At 66.2% G+C, this 14602-nt stretch carries 8 protein-coding genes; all 8 read left to right on the plus strand.

Annotated features, from left to right (window positions below):
- The first annotated feature begins 96 nt into the window (after positions 1 to 96).
- The 8 genes from NCS28_RS07870 to NCS28_RS07905 all read left to right on the plus strand — a co-directional run bounded on the left by NCS28_RS07870 (position 97) and on the right by NCS28_RS07905 (position 14460).
- Positions 97 to 963 carry a M90 family metallopeptidase gene (locus NCS28_RS07870; protein ID WP_250513297.1) on the plus strand — a complete coding sequence of 289 codons (867 nt, stop codon included), beginning with the start codon at positions 97 to 99 and terminating at the stop codon, positions 961 to 963.
- A gap of 101 nt (positions 964 to 1064) precedes the next feature.
- On the plus strand, positions 1065 to 1319 hold the full coding sequence (locus NCS28_RS07875; protein ID WP_250513298.1) for a type B 50S ribosomal protein L31: 255 nt from the start codon (positions 1065 to 1067) through the stop codon (positions 1317 to 1319).
- A gap of 230 nt (positions 1320 to 1549) precedes the next feature.
- A complete protein-coding gene (locus tag NCS28_RS07880) occupies positions 1550 to 3313 on the plus strand; it encodes an ArnT family glycosyltransferase (RefSeq protein WP_250513299.1) in 1764 nt (587 codons plus the stop codon).
- A gap of 40 nt (positions 3314 to 3353) precedes the next feature.
- The gene (locus NCS28_RS07885) at positions 3354 to 4715 is read left to right on the plus strand and encodes an MATE family efflux transporter (protein ID WP_250513300.1); all 1362 of its coding nucleotides are present in this window, start codon (positions 3354 to 3356) and stop codon (positions 4713 to 4715) included.
- 116 nt (positions 4716 to 4831) lie between these two features.
- Positions 4832 to 10825: an Ig-like domain-containing alpha-2-macroglobulin family protein gene (locus NCS28_RS07890; protein WP_250513301.1), complete on the plus strand. Its 5994-nt coding sequence runs from the start codon at positions 4832 to 4834 to the stop codon at positions 10823 to 10825.
- Positions 10826 to 10829: 4 nt separating this feature from the next.
- Positions 10830 to 13040, plus strand: a complete 2211-nt coding sequence (gene pbpC / locus NCS28_RS07895; protein ID WP_250513302.1) for a penicillin-binding protein 1C — start codon at positions 10830 to 10832, stop codon at positions 13038 to 13040.
- A gap of 208 nt (positions 13041 to 13248) precedes the next feature.
- Positions 13249 to 13833: a ComEA family DNA-binding protein gene (locus NCS28_RS07900; protein ID WP_250513303.1), complete on the plus strand. Its 585-nt coding sequence runs from the start codon at positions 13249 to 13251 to the stop codon at positions 13831 to 13833.
- 81 nt (positions 13834 to 13914) lie between these two features.
- Positions 13915 to 14460: a YidB family protein gene (locus NCS28_RS07905; protein WP_502801167.1), complete on the plus strand. Its 546-nt coding sequence runs from the start codon at positions 13915 to 13917 to the stop codon at positions 14458 to 14460.
- Positions 14461 to 14602 lie beyond the last annotated feature (142 nt).

The raw sequence follows: 14602 nt of genomic DNA on the forward strand, positions 1-14602 counted from the left end.
GCTGCTTCAAGACAGAAAACCGCCTGCTTCGTCAGGCGGTTTTTTGTTGGCGCCGTGCGTACAATTCGCAACTATTCCGGTCCTCCCGTTCGACGCATGGCCAACCTCTTTTCACGCTGGTTCGGCGCGCAACGCCGTGAGCGCGCGCTGCGCAAATACGCGATCGATGACGCCCTCTGGCGGCGCACGCTCGACGCATATCCGTGCTTCGCCCATCTGAGCGCGGACGACCTCGGACGCCTGCGCGAGACCGCGAGCCTTTTCATCGCGCAAAAGGAATTCTCGACCGCGCACGATCTCGAACTGACCGATCGGATGATCGTCTCGATTGCCGCGCAAGCCTGTCTGCCGGTGCTCAACCTCGACCTCGATCTGTATCGCGGCTGGGTCGGCGTGATCGTCTATCCGGGCGAGTTCATCATCAGAAAGACGGTCGAGGACGAAGACGGCGTCGTGCACGAGATCGAGCACGATGCAAGCGGCGAGGCGTGGGAAGGCGGTCCTGTCGTGCTCTCGTGGGAGGACGCGCAGATGGCCGACGGCTCGGACGCCTACAACGTCGTGATCCACGAATTCGCGCACAAGATCGACATGGTGACGGGCGTCGCCGATGGCCATCCGCCGCTCTTTCGCCGCTGGCATGCGCCGCTCGACAGCACCGTCTGGTCGGATATCTTCGACAACGCCTACGACCAGTTCTGCGCGCGGGTGGACGCCGTGCCGCAGCGGCGCTGGAGCCGGTTCGAGCGCGACTCGCTGATCGATCCTTACGCGGCGGATCATCCGTCGGAATTTTTCGCGGTGTGCAGCGAAGCGCTTTTCGTGACGCCGCAGGCGTTCGAAGCCGAGTATCCGGAGCTTTACCGGCTGCTTGCGCGATACTATCTGCAGGACCCGGCGGGCGTCGGCGCGCTCGACGCCTGTGCTACGCCGCAGCCTCCGAAAAAGATGTCAACCGACTGATTTTCTGGCATAATCGCCGTTTTTCGACCCTAGGCAAGTGACTCGCGCGGCACTGCAACCGAGTGCAACGGGTTGGCTACCGTCAGATATCAGGAAAGACCATGAAAGAAGGCATTCACCCGGATTATCGCGAAGTCCTGTTCGTCGACATGTCGAACGACTTCAAGTTCGTGACCCGTTCGACCATCCACACGCGCGAGACCGCCGAATTCAACGGCAAGAGCTACCCGCTCGCGAAGATCGAAGTGTCGTCGGAATCGCACCCGTTCTACACCGGTCAGCAAAAGATCATGGACACGGCGGGCCGCGTCGAGAAGTTCAACAACAAGTTCGCGCGCTTCTCCACCAAGAAGTAAGTCGGGCTTCGGGTTTCAGCAAAAAGGGCAGCTTTGGCTGCCCTTTTTTGTCGCCGGCGCCTTCGCGAGGTGTTTCGTCGTTGATGCGGCGACCATCGTCGTTGCGCGCGGTGGCGGCGAACATCGATGAACCGCCCTTAACGCCGCCGCGCGACTACAATGCCGGTTGCTCCAGCCCCAGGCTCGCTTTGCGCGAGATCAGCGGACCGTTTTCCATCAAGCCATCTCGCATGCGATCTGTCGTTCGTCTGACCGCCTCCGCCACCAGCGCATTGCCGCGCTGGCTGTTGCTCGCCATCTGCATCACGTATGCGTCGTTCGGTCTCTTCGGCCGCGATCCGTGGAAGAACGAGGATGCGGCAGGCTTCGGCGTCATGTGGACAATGGCCAACGGCGACGCGCGCGACTGGCTGCTGCCGAACCTCGTCGGCAAGGCGCCCACCGCCGACGGTCCGCTGATGTACTGGCTCGGCGCATCGACCATTCGGCTGCTGAGCCCCTGGGTCGATGCGAGCAACGCCTCGCGCGTCGTCACTGGCCTGCTCTTCTGTCTGGCTTGTGCATTCGTGTGGTATTCGGCCTATCTGCTGGGCCGGCGCGACGAAGCCCAGCCCTTCAAATACGCTTTCGGCGGCGAACCGGAGCCGCGCGACTACGGCCGCACGCTCGCCGACGGCGCGCTGCTGATTCTGCTCGCGTGCTTCGGTCTCGCCGAGCGCGGTCACGAAACCACGCCGCAGCTCGCGCAGTTCGCCGGCACCGCGATGCTCCTCTACGCCCTCGTACGCAGCCTCGACAAGCCGATCCACGGCGGCATCGTATGGGGTCTCGCGATCGGCGTGGTCGGATTGTCCAGCTCGCCGGTGCTCGTGTTCGCGCTCCTGCTCTGCACGCTCGCGATGACCATCATCGTGAAGCAGGTGCGCGCCGCGCCGCTTTTAATCTACGGCCTGCCGGTCGCGATCGTGCTGATCGCCGCATGGGTGCTGCCGACGCTGCACTACTTCCCCGACGACGGCGAATGGTGGCTGCGTCAATGGTGGCGCAACAGCTTCTCGTTCTTCTCCGGCACGCCCGGATCGATCTTCGGCTACGCGGTCAAGAACCTGCCGCTCTTCACATGGCCCGCGTGGCCGCTCGCGCTCTGGGCGTTCGTCAGTTGGGGCGGGCTGCGCCGCTCGCCGCACGTCGGGGTGCCCTTGTCGATCATCGGGCCGCTGCTCGTGCTGGTCGTGCTGCAGGCGCACGAGACCAACCGTCTCTTCATGCTGCTCCTGCCGCCGCTTTCGGTGCTCGCGACCTTCGCGCTGCCCACATTGAAACGCGGCGCGATCAACGCGATCGACTGGTTCGCGATGCTGAGCTTCACCATCATCGGCTCGCTGGTGTGGCTCGTGTGGACGGCCGGCATGTTCGGCTTCCCCGCGTCGATGGCCCGCAATCTCGCGCGTCTCGCGCCCGGCTTTCATCCCGAGTTCAAGCTGATTTCCTTCGCGTGCGCGGTGGCCGTGACGGTCTGCTGGTTCATGCTCGCGCGCTGGCGGCTAGCGCGTCATCCGAAGGTGCTCTGGCGCAGCGTCGTGCTGTCGAGCGCGGGCACTACGCTCATGTGGGTGCTGCTCATGACGCTGTGGCTGCCGGTGGTGAACTACAGCCGAACCTATCGCGACGTAGCCGAGCAGATCGCCGATCATCTGCCGCCCGACTACACCTGTATCTCGCCCGTGCGCCTGGGCGACGCGCAGATCGCAACCTTCGCCTACTTCGGCGGCATGCATTTCGCGTTCGACGAGGACTGCGACGTGATCCTGCGCCAGGATCCGGCGGATTACGGCGAGCCGTCGTCGATGTCCGCGTTCCAGTGGAAGCTGGTGTGGGAAGGCCGCCGCGTCGCCGACCGCGACGAGCGCTTCCGCCTCTACGTGCGCATCGAGCGCCCCGCGCCGCCGGCGAAAAAACCGCTGCGTCCGAAGAGCTTGCGCCGGACGCAGTAACGCGATGCGCGCGATACCCACCTCCCCGCCACGACCCGGCATGCTGAACGACGTGCGCAAGATCGGCGCGCTCGCGTGGCCGGTGCTGATCGGTCAGCTTGCGGTGATCGCGTTCGGCGTGATCGACACCGCCATGGTCGGCCGCTTCTCCGCGACGGATCTGGCCGCGCTCGGCCTGGGCGGCTCGGTCTATATCTCGGTGTATATCGGACTGACCGGGATTCTCGTCGCATTGCAGCCGATCGCCGGGCAACTCTTCGGCGCAGGGCGCGAAAGCGAGATCGGCGAGGAGACGCGTCAGGCGCTGTGGCTCGCCGCCGCGCTCACGGTCGTCGGCTTCGTGCTGCTCTACTTCCCCGAGCCGCTGCTCTCGCTGGCGAAAAGTCCGCCCGCGCTGCACGACCGCACGGTCGACTATCTGCGCATTCTCTCTTTCGGCCTGCCCGCGAGCCTCGCGTTTCGCGTCTACAGTTCGCTCACCAACGCGGTCGGCAAGCCGCGGCTCGTGATGTTCCTGCAAGTCGGCGGACTCTTGCTCAAGGTGCCGCTCAACACGTGGTTCATCTTCGGCGGCGCAGGCGTGCCCGCGCTCGGCGGGCCGGGCTGCGCGCTCGCGAGCACGCTCATCAACTGGGTGCTCGCGATCGTCGGCATGACGGTGCTCGTCAGGTTCGAGTTCTTCCGGCCGTTCGGCATTTTCTCGCGGTTCTGCTGGCCGGTCTGGCGGCGTCAACTCGCGCTCTTGCGTCTCGGCATTCCGATGGGTCTCTCGTATCTCATCGAAGTCACGTCTTACACGTTCATGGCGCTCTTCATCTCGCGCTTCGGCACCACGACGCTCGCCGGTCATCAGATCGCGGGCAATCTCGGCGCGGTGCTGTACATGACGCCGCTGTCGATCGGCATTGCGTCGTCGACGCTCGTGTCGCAGGCGCTCGGCGCCGCACGTTACGACGACGCCCGCTCGATCTCGCGTCACGGCATCGGCATGGCGTGCGTGCTCGCGCTCGTGTACGGCGTGATCCTGATAGCGGCGCGTCCGCACGTGATTGCAGCTTATACGCCCGATGCGAACGTCATCGCCGCCGCGATGCCGCTCGTGCTCATCATCTTCTTCTATCACCTGTGCGACGCGCTGCAGATCACCACCGCGTTCGTGCTGCGCGCGTACAAGGTGACGCTCGTGCCGACGGTGATCTACGCCATCGCGCTGTGGGGCATCGGGCTCGGCGGCGGCTATCTGCTCGGCTTCGACGTGGGCGGCGGCGTGCCCGAATGGCTGCAAGGCGCGCGCGGCTTCTGGATCGCGAATTCGGCGAGTCTCGGCGTCGCGGGCGTCGGCCTGTTCCTTTATTGGCGGCGCATAAGTTCGCGGCATCTGAACAAGGTCGATCCGACCTGACCCGCTCGCATCCGATGCGATGTTTGTGTAGAAAAACATCAGCAACTCGCATCGCCGGAAAGATCGACGTAAGGCTCCAGTAGAATTTCGCGTCGAGGAAAACTCGGAGCGAGTGGATGAGCCGCATTACAACGTCACAAAAAAAATGGATTCTGGCCGCAACCACGCTGATCGCCGCGCTCGGACTGAGCGCAGCGTTTCATCGAGCCGATGCCGCGCGCATCGCGAGCGTGTCGCCGCAAGGCAAGGTCGCGCAGGTGCGGCAGGTCGTCGCCAAATTCGACGAACCGATGATCGCGTTCGGCAATGCGGCGGCGCCCGCGCCCGGTCAGCTCACCTGTAGCGGCGCAAGCGCTTCGGATACGGCAGGTTCGCCGCGCTGGATCGACGCCAAAACCTGGGCCTTCGACTTCGAGCACGATCTGCCGCCTGGCGTGACCTGCGCGCTCGATCTCGCGGACGGCCTCAAGTCGGTCGCCGGCAATGCGCTTTCCGGCCCGCGCCACTTCGCGTTCCAGACGGGCGGTCCGTTCGTCACGCGCGTCATGCCCGGCTACGGCGACATCGAAGAAAATCAGGCTTTCGTGCTGCGCCTGAACGGTCCCGCGACGCAAGCCTCCGTACTTCAGCATGTCTGGTGCGAATCGAACGCGCTCGGCAACCGGATACCGGTGCGCACGGTCGATGACGCCACCCGCGCCGCTCTGCTCAAACACTTTCGGCTGGAGAAGGAAAGCGATCGCGTGCTCACGCTCTCGTGCCAGCAAACGTTGCCGTCGGCGACGAAGATGCAACTCGTGTACGGCGCGGGCGTGACGGGGCCGAGCGGCATCGCCAGCGATGTCGAAAAGCGCTTCGACTTCACCGTGCGCGAGCCCTTCACGGCGAGCTTCTCGTGCGAGCGCGAGAACGCGAAAGCGCCATGCACGCCGCTGCGCCCGCTGCGCCTGAACTTCAGCGCGCCGATCAGCCGCGCCGACGCGCAGAAGTTCGTTCTGCACGGACCCAAAGGCAACGCGTCGCCCAGTTTCGACGCGTCCGACAAGGACGCCGAAGTGAGCGCCGTCGAGTTCGCCGCGCCGCTGCCCGAACGCGCCGATGTCACCATCGACGCCCCGGTGAATTTGAAGGATGTAAGCGGCCGCACGCTCGCGAACGCCGATCTCTTTCCGCTCAAGACCGCGACCGCCGCGATGCCGCCGCTCGCGAAGTTCTCGTCGGGCACGTTCGGCATCATCGAGCGATTCGCCGAGCCGGACATGCCCGCGATGCTGCCCGTCACGCTGCGTCACGTCGAAGCAGACCTGCATGTGCAAGGGCTCAATTCGGGCACGTCGCAGATCACGAAGCTCAAGCTCGACGCCGACACCGAAATTCGCCGATGGATGCGCGCCGTCGACATGTTCGACGGCATTTCGATGTCGCGCTCGTCGATCGAGGAGCGCATGCCGCAGATGCTGAACAATGGCATCAAGCCGGTCATCATCCCGAATAGCGACGGCTCGTCGTCCCGAGATCCGCAAATCGACATCCGTTCGCTGTCGATGCTCGCGAATCAGCGCGGCGTCGAAACGCTCACGCTGCCCGCCACCGATCCGAAAGCGCTGCGGCCGTTCGAGGTCGTCGGCATTCCGCTCACGAAACCCGGTTTCTATGTCGTCGAAATGAGTTCGCCCGCGCTCGGCGCGTCGCTGCTCGGCAAGAATCAGGCGATGTACGTGCGCACGTCGGTGCTCGTCACCAATCTCGGCGTGCACTTCAAACAGGGACGCGAGAACAGCGTGGTGTGGGTCACGACGCTCGACAAGGGCAAGCCCGTCGCCAACGCCGACATTCGCGTGACCGACTGCAACGGCGACGAAATCGCCACCGCAAAAACCGATGCGCAAGGCCTCGCGAAGATCGGCAAGCCGCTCGCGGCCACGGGCGAATGCAACGAGCACAGCCTCGCGTGGGGCGGCTTCTTCGTGTCGGCGCGCGTGAACGATCCCGTCACCGGTCCGGACATGGCCTTCGTGACCTCGGACTGGAATCGCGGCATCGAATCGTGGCGCTTCAACGTGCCGACGGACATGAGCGCGACGCGCACGACTCGCGCGCATACCGTGTTCGACCGGACGCTCCTGCGCGCGGGCGAAACCGTGTCGATGAAGCATCTGCTGCGCGTCGAAACGCTCCGCGGCTTCGCATATCCGTCGAGCTATCCGGGCCGCGTGACGATCCGGCACGTCGGCAGTGGGCAGACCTGGCATTTGCCGCTCACGTGGGCCGCGGACCATAGCGCCGACTCGAGCTTCACCGTGCCCGTCGCGGCGAAGCTCGGCGAATACAGCGTGACGCTCGACAACGGCGCGGCTTCCGGAAATGACGACAATGACAGCGCCGTCACGCAGTCGTACGAATCGGGCAGCTTCCGCGTCGAGGAATTCCGCCTGCCGGTGTTCAAAGGCTCGATCACCGCGGGCGACGCCAAGTCGCCCGGGCTCGTCGCGGCGCAGGAAGCGCCGGTCGCGGTGCGGCTCGAATATGTGCAGGGCGGACCGGCTTCGAATCTGCCGGTGCAGGTGTCCGCGCTCGTGCGCGATACGGCGCCGCCCTTCGCTTCGCAGTACGAGTCGTTCAGTTTCGCGCCGTATCGCAAGCCCGCGGACGACGGTGCCAGCGCGCCCGCCGAGGACGAAGACAGCGAGCAGCAGGACAACGCGACGACGAAGCTCATCGCGGACAAGCTGCGTGTCACGCTCGATCGCGACGGCGCGGGCAAGGTCACGGTGAAGCCGCTGCCCGCGGTCGACTCGCCGAAGCGTCTCGCGCTCGAAGCGAGCTTCGCCGATCCGAACGGCGAGATTCAGACGGTCAGCGGCGGCGCCACGCTCTGGCCGGCCGCGGTGGCCGTCGGCGTGAAGGCGGGACATTGGGTGTCGGTCGGCGGCGCGCTGCCGGTGCAGGCGCTCGCGCTCGATTTGCAGGGCAAGCCGCGCGCGGGCGTGTCGGTCGATATCAAGGCCGTCGCACGCGTGATGTCGAGCTCGCGCAAGCGCATGGTGGGCGGCTTCTACGCGTACGACAACCACACCGAGATCAAGGATCTCGGCACGCTGTGCACCGGCAAGAGCGACGATCACGGCATCGTCTCGTGCGACGCGAAGATCAAGGAGCCGGGCAACGTCGATTTGATCGCGGTCGCGAAAGACGGCGACGATCGCGTGGCCAACGCGAGCACATCGGTCTGGGTCACGCGCGAGGACGAGTTGTGGTTCGGCGGCGAGAACACCGATCGCATCGACGTGCTGCCCGAGAAAACGAGCTACGAGCCCGGCGAGACCGCGCGCTTTCAGGTGCGCATGCCCTTCCGTTCGGCGACGGCGCTCGTCGCGGTCGAACGTGAAGGCATCGTCGAGACGCGGGTCGTCGAGCTGAACGGCAAGGATCCGACCGTCGAGCTGAAGGTCGAGGACGCGTGGGGGCCGAACGTCTACGTGTCGGTGCTCGCGTTGCGCGGGCGCATCCGCGAAGTGCCGTGGTATTCGTTCTTCACGTGGGGATGGAAGGCGCCGGTCGAATGGGCGCGCGCGTTCTGGTACGAAGGCCGGCAGTATCAGGCGCCGACGCCGCTCGTCGATCTGTCGAAGCCCGCGTTCCGTTACGGGCTCGCGTCGATCAAGGTCGGCACGGCGTCGCACAGGCTTGCGGTGAGCGTGAGCACGGATGCGAAGTCGTACGCCGTACGAAGCCGTGCGCATGTGAAGCTGAAAGTCGCGCTGCCCGATGGCAAGCCCGCCCCCGCGGGCACGCAGATCGCCGTTGCGGCCGTCGACGAAGCATTGCTCGAACTCATGCCGAACCAAAGCTGGGACGTGCTCGACGCGATGCTCCAGCAGCGCGCGTATGGCGTCGAGACGGCGACCGCGCAAATGGAAATCATCGGACGGCGACACTTCGGACGCAAGGCGGTGCCCGCGGGCGGCGGAGGCGGACACAGCACGACGCGCGAGCTGTTCGACACGCTCTTGTTGTGGAATCCGCGCGTCACGCTCGACGCGAAAGGCGAAGCCACCGTCGATGTTCCGCTGAACGACGCGCTCACGCGCTTTCGGATCGTCGCGGTCGCCGCGGTCGACGCGGGGCAGTTCGGCACCGGCAGCGCGTCGATTCAAAGCACGCAGGATCTTCAACTGATTTCGGGATTGCCGCCGCTCGTGCGCGTCGGCGATGCGTTCCGCGCGCAGTTCACGCTGCGCAACACGACGGCGCGAACGATGCGCGTCGTCGTCACACCGCGCGCCGGCACGCTCACGCTCGACGCGCGCACGGTGGAGCTCGCGCCGGAATCGTCGCAGGAAGTGGCCTGGGACGTGACGACGCCCGATGTGCTCGGCGCGGTATCGTCGGCGAGTCTCGACTGGCAGGTGAGCGCGTCGGAACAAGCCGGACCGAAAGCGAGCGATGCCGTGAAGCTCACGCAAAAAGTCGTCGCGGCGATCCCGGTCACCGTGCAGCAGGCGACCATCACGCAAGTGGACGGCACGTTCGCCCTGCCCGTCGCGCCGCCCGCCGATGCAAGCAAGTCGAGCGACGGCGCCGTGCGCGGCGGTATCGCGGTGTCCTTGCAGCCGAAGCTCGCGGACGGCCTGCCCGGCGTGCGCCGCTGGTTCGAGCGCTATCCGTACAACTGCCTCGAACAGCAGACCTCGCGCGCGCTCGGCCTGATGGATGCCGCGCAATGGCAAGGCGTGCTCGCGAAGATGCCGTCGTATCTGGACCGCGACGGCCTCGCGAACTACTTCCCGCCCGCCGACGACGCGCGCCCGGCGGGCAGCCCCGCCCTCACCGCGTATCTGCTCGCCGTCACCGATGAAGCCGCGAAGCAGGACCGCCGCTTCGCCCTGCCCGCCGATGTGCGCAACCAGATGGCGGCGGGCCTCGCGAATTTCGTCGACGGCAAGATCGAGCGCAAGTTCTGGGCGCCGCGTAACGATCTCGACTTCGAGAAGCTCGCGGCCATCGAGGCCTTGTCGCGCTATGGGCTCGCGCAGCCGCGCATGCTCGGCTCGATCGCGGCCGCGCCGGATCAGTGGCCGACATCGGCGGTGCTCGATTACTACGCGATCCTGTCGCGCGTCGACGGCATTCCGAATCGCGACGAGAAGCGTGCGCAGGCCGAGCAGGTCATCCGTGCGCGCCTGACGTATCAGGGCACGCGCCTCACCTTCTCGACCGAGCACGAAGACGATCTCTGGTGGCTCATGACCGGCACCGAGACCAACGCCGCGCGTACGGCGCTCATTTTCGCGGACGCGCCCGGCTGGAAGGACGAGATGCCGCGTGTCGTGGCGGGCTTGCTCGCACTGCAAAACAACGGCGCGTGGCAGACGACGACCGCCAATCTGTGGGGCGCGCTCGCCGTCGGCAGATTCTCGCGGCTTTTCGAAAGCACGCCGGTGACGGGTCGTACGGCGATCGAACTGGGCGGTTCGACGCAAAGCGTGAACTGGGGCGCGCCGGCCTCGAGCGCGCCCGCATCGGCGACGCCGGTCACGAAGACCGCCAGCGTGCGCAGTGTCGTGCTGCCGTGGAACAGCGGTTCGCTCACGCTGACGCAAGACGGCACCGGCAAGCCGTGGGCGACGATCGAGAGTCTCGCGGCCGTCGCGCTGAAGGCGCCGTTCGCGGCGGGCTATCGAATCGCGAAGACCGTCACGCCGGTCGATCCCGCCGTGAAGGGCGTGCTCTCGCGCGGCGACATCGTGCGCGTGCATCTCGATATCGACGCGCAAAGCGACATGACCTGGGTCGTCGTCAACGATCCGATTCCCGCGGGCGCGACGATCCTCGGCTCCGGCCTCGGCCGCGACTCCGAAGCGGCGACCCAGGGCGAGAAGCAGGATCGCGGTGCGTGGCCCACGTTCGTCGAACGTGGCTTCGATGGCTATCGCGCGTACTACGACTATCTGCCGAAGGGCAAGCTGACGGTCGAATACACGATGCGGCTGAACAATCCCGGCACCTTCGGTTTGCCGCCGACGCGCGTCGAAGCGCTTTACGCACCTTCGTCGTTCGGCGCGTTGCCGAATGCGCCGGTGGTCGTGAAGCCGCTCGCCGCGAAGTGATGTCATGAAACGCGCCGCCGGCCTCGTCATCGCGTGCGTTCTTTCGGCGGCGGCGCACGCGTCGCCGAGCTTCGACGACGTGCGCGCGAACTGGCGCAGCTCCGACTGGGTGCTGCTCGCCCGCGACGGCGAGCCGCTCGCCCGCACGCGCGTCGATAAAAGCGCGCGGCGCGGCGACTGGGTCGCGCTCGCGGATGTATCGCCGGCGTTGCGCGAAGCGATCGTCGTATCGGAGGACAAGCGCTTCTACGAACACGCGGGCGTCGACTGGCGCGGCGCGGCGGCGGCCGCGTGGGGCAATCTGTGGAATACACGCACGCGCGGCGCATCGACGGTGACGATGCAGCTCACCGGCCTCATCGACGCCGATAAATCGGCGGGCCGGCGCTCGATCGGCGAAAAGGCCCAACAGACGATCGGCGCGCTGTGGCTCGAACGAACCTGGCGCAAGGATCAGATTCTCGAGGCGTATCTGAATCTCGTGCCGTTTCGCGGCGAGGTCGTCGGGTTGTCGGCGTTGTCGCAGACTTTGTTCGGCAAGGCGCCGTCCGGGCTCGACGAACGCGAGGCCGCGCTCGCTGCCGCGCTCGTGCGCGCGCCGAACGCGCCCTATGCGAAAGTCGCCGCGCGCAGTTGCGTGATCCTGCGCGACATGCAGACGCTGCACGGCGTCGGCCGAAGCGTCAATCCATGCGTCAATCTCGACAGCTACGTTCAGCTCGCGCTCACGCGCACGGCCGCCGCGCCCGCCTATGCACAAGGCGACGACGCCCTCGCGCCGCATCTCGCGCGGAGCATCGCGAGCGAGGTGCATCCGGCACCGGGCGCGCGCGTGCGCTCCACGCTCGATTCACGTCTGCAACGCTTCGCCCGCGACACGCTCGCACGAACGCTCGCCGAACTGAACGCGCGCGCGCATCCGCGCAACGTGCACGATGCGGCGGCCATCGTGATCGACAACCGTTCGGGCGACGTGCTCGCGTGGATCGGCTCGGCGGGCGGTTTGTCGAACGCGCCGGAGGTCGATGCCGTGCTCGCCCCGCGTCAGGCCGGCTCGACGCTGAAGCCCTTCCTTTATGCGCAGGCGTTCGACGAGAAGCGCGTCACCGCCGCCACGCTGCTCGACGACGCGCCGCTCGATCTCGCAACCGGCGGCGGCCTCTACATCCCGCAAAACTACGATCACGATTTCAAAGGCTGGGTGAGCGTGCGCACCGCGCTCGGCTCGTCGCTGAACGTGCCGGCGGTACGCACGCTCGTGATGGTCACGCCGCATCGTTTCGCGAAGACGCTGGTCGCGCTCGGCATTCCCTTGTCGCAGGCGGGCGATTACTACGGTTTCAGCCTCGCGCTCGGCAGCGCCGACGTCACTCTGGCGTCGCTCGCCAACGCTTATCGCGCGCTCGCGAACGGCGGCGTCGCGCGCCCCTTCTTCGATCTCGCCGAACATCGGCCGACGTCCGCCGCAACGCGCGTCTTCAGCCCCGAAGCGAGCTTCATCGTCACCGATATCCTCGCCGACAACAATGCGCGCACACGCACGTTCGGCTTCGACAGCGTGCTCGCGACGCGCACCTTCAGCGCGGTCAAGACCGGCACCAGCAAGGACATGCGCGACAACTGGGCGGTCGGTTTCACTTCGCGATACAGCGTGGGCGTGTGGGTCGGCAACGCGGACGGCGCGCCGATGTGGGACGTGTCGGGCGTGACGGGCGCGGCGCCCGCGTGGAACGCCATCGTCAACTATCTGAACCGGCGGTCGGATAGCCGTGCGCCGCAAGCGCCGCCGGGCGTCGCGAAGACCCAGGTCACGTATCAGAACGATATCGAACCCGCGCGCAGCGAATGGTTCGTGCGCGGCACGCAGATGAGCGCCATCGGCCTCACGGCGAATGCGTCGCAGACCGCGCGCGCCGCGAATGCGGATGCACGCGCCACACGCATTGGCGCCCCCACGGACGGCACGATCTTCGCGCTCGACCCGGACATTCCGCCCGCGCGCCAGCGCGTGTGGTTCCAACGCGCGGACAGCGGCGCGCGCCTCGCGTGGCGGCTCGACGGCAAGCCCTACGGCCACGACGCCCGCGCGTCGTGGCTGCCTTGGCCTGGCCGTCACGTGCTCGAACTCATCGATGCAAAAGGCGAAGTCGTCGATAAGGTCGGTTTCGAGGTGCGCGGCGCCTTCGCGAAAACGGCGTCGGCCGCGTCGAATTGATGAATATCGTCGGCAAAAAACCGCGACGTCATCCAACCGGCGTTTCGCAACGTTAAAGATTGTGCGGATGCGCGGTGCGCGCGGCGGGGTCGTGCACAATGCGAACCGTTTCCGTTCGGACTGGGTTTTTGCCCTATCCTTAACGGCATCTTCTCAATCGGCCCGAACTTATCGATTCATCCTTTCTCTCTCAAGCTGGAGTGCCGTCATGCTGAAAAAGCTGCTGATGCTGTGCATAGCGTTGATGCTGTCGATGGGTGCGGCCTTCGCCGCGGTCGATGTGAATACCGCCGATCAAGCCGCCCTCGAAGCGGTGAAGGGTCTGGGGCCGGTGAAGTCGAAGGCGATCGTCGACGAGCGCACGAAGAACGGCCCCTTCAAGGACGCCGACGATCTCGCGACGCGCGTCAAGGGACTCGGCACCAAGTCGGTGGCGACGCTGGAGCAGAACGGTCTGACGATCGGCGGCTCGTCGCTGCCGCCGACGGGCAAGACGTCGAAGCCCACGACCACGTCGACGCAAGGCGGCAGCGCCGCGCCGAACTCGACGGTGAAGTCGTCGACGGCGGCCACGGGCGCTACGTCGCCAGCGGCCACCACGGCGCAGACGCCTGCCACGGCACCTGCGGCAAGCGCACCGAGCACGAAAGCGTCGAAGAAATCGAAGAAGGAAAGCGCGGCAGCAGCGGCGGCGAGCGCATCGGGCCCGTCCGCAGCGAGCGACGCGAAGCCCGCCAAATCGAAACGCAGCAAGAAAGACAAGGCCGCCAGCGCCGCGGCTGCCAGTCAGTGATTCTTCTGGGAACCTTGTCGAAGGGAAACTGCCTTCGTAATGCCTTCGTATGACCATCGTTGAAACGGCCGCTCGCGGCCGATGCCCGCGCCGCCACGCCCGGTTCCGAGCCGGACGCGGCGGTGTCGGCGAACCCACCCCGCAACCTCTCGTAGTGAGACTGCCATGAGCCTAATCGATATCCTCGCCTCCTCCCTCGGCAATTCGTCGCAACAACCCGGCGGCCAGCAAGGCCAGTCGGGCCAGGCCGCGCTGATCGCGGCGGCGCTCGCATTCGTCAACAGCCAGCCGGGCGGCATCATGGGCCTGATCCAGCGCTTTCAGCAGCACGGCGCGGGCGATGTCGTCCAGTCGTGGATCGGCACCGGCGAGAACAAACCCATCAGCCCCGACACGCTCACCAACGTGCTCGGCCAGGACAATGTCGGCGCGCTCGCGCAAAAGGCCGGCGTGTCGGGCGATCAGCTCTCGGGCATGCTGGCCGCGGTGCTGCCGCATATCGTCGATCGTGCGACGCCCAATGGCGAAGTGCCGCCCGAAGGCCAGCTCGATCTGACCGGCGTGCTCGGCTCGCTCGGCGGCCTCGCGGGTCTCTTCGGCAAGAGCGAAGAGCCGAAGCAGGGTTAAGCGCGCTTATCCGGTTTGCATCGAAAGCCCCGCAGGAGTCCCCGCCGTGCGGGGCTTTTGCTTTTGGGATCGCGTTTCGAGCGAACGAAAAAAAGGGCAACGAATCGCTTCGTTGCCCTTTCGTATGAACGGTCGTCCCGCA

The organism is Caballeronia sp. INDeC2 (assembly GCF_023631325.1).
Taxonomy (GTDB): Bacteria; Pseudomonadota; Gammaproteobacteria; order Burkholderiales; family Burkholderiaceae; genus Caballeronia.

Coding starts and splice junctions, on each gene's coding strand:
- NCS28_RS07870 (WP_250513297.1), top strand. CDS start 97: ATGGCCAACCTCTTTTCACGCTGGTTCGGCGCGCAACGCCGTGAGCGC.
- NCS28_RS07875 (WP_250513298.1), top strand. CDS start 1,065: ATGAAAGAAGGCATTCACCCGGATTATCGCGAAGTCCTGTTCGTCGAC.
- NCS28_RS07880 (WP_250513299.1), top strand. CDS start 1,550: ATGCGATCTGTCGTTCGTCTGACCGCCTCCGCCACCAGCGCATTGCCG.
- NCS28_RS07885 (WP_250513300.1), top strand. CDS start 3,354: ATGCTGAACGACGTGCGCAAGATCGGCGCGCTCGCGTGGCCGGTGCTG.
- NCS28_RS07890 (WP_250513301.1), top strand. CDS start 4,832: ATGAGCCGCATTACAACGTCACAAAAAAAATGGATTCTGGCCGCAACC.
- pbpC (WP_250513302.1), top strand. CDS start 10,830: ATGAAACGCGCCGCCGGCCTCGTCATCGCGTGCGTTCTTTCGGCGGCG.
- NCS28_RS07900 (WP_250513303.1), top strand. CDS start 13,249: ATGCTGAAAAAGCTGCTGATGCTGTGCATAGCGTTGATGCTGTCGATG.
- NCS28_RS07905 (WP_502801167.1), top strand. CDS start 13,915: ATGCCCGCGCCGCCACGCCCGGTTCCGAGCCGGACGCGGCGGTGTCGG.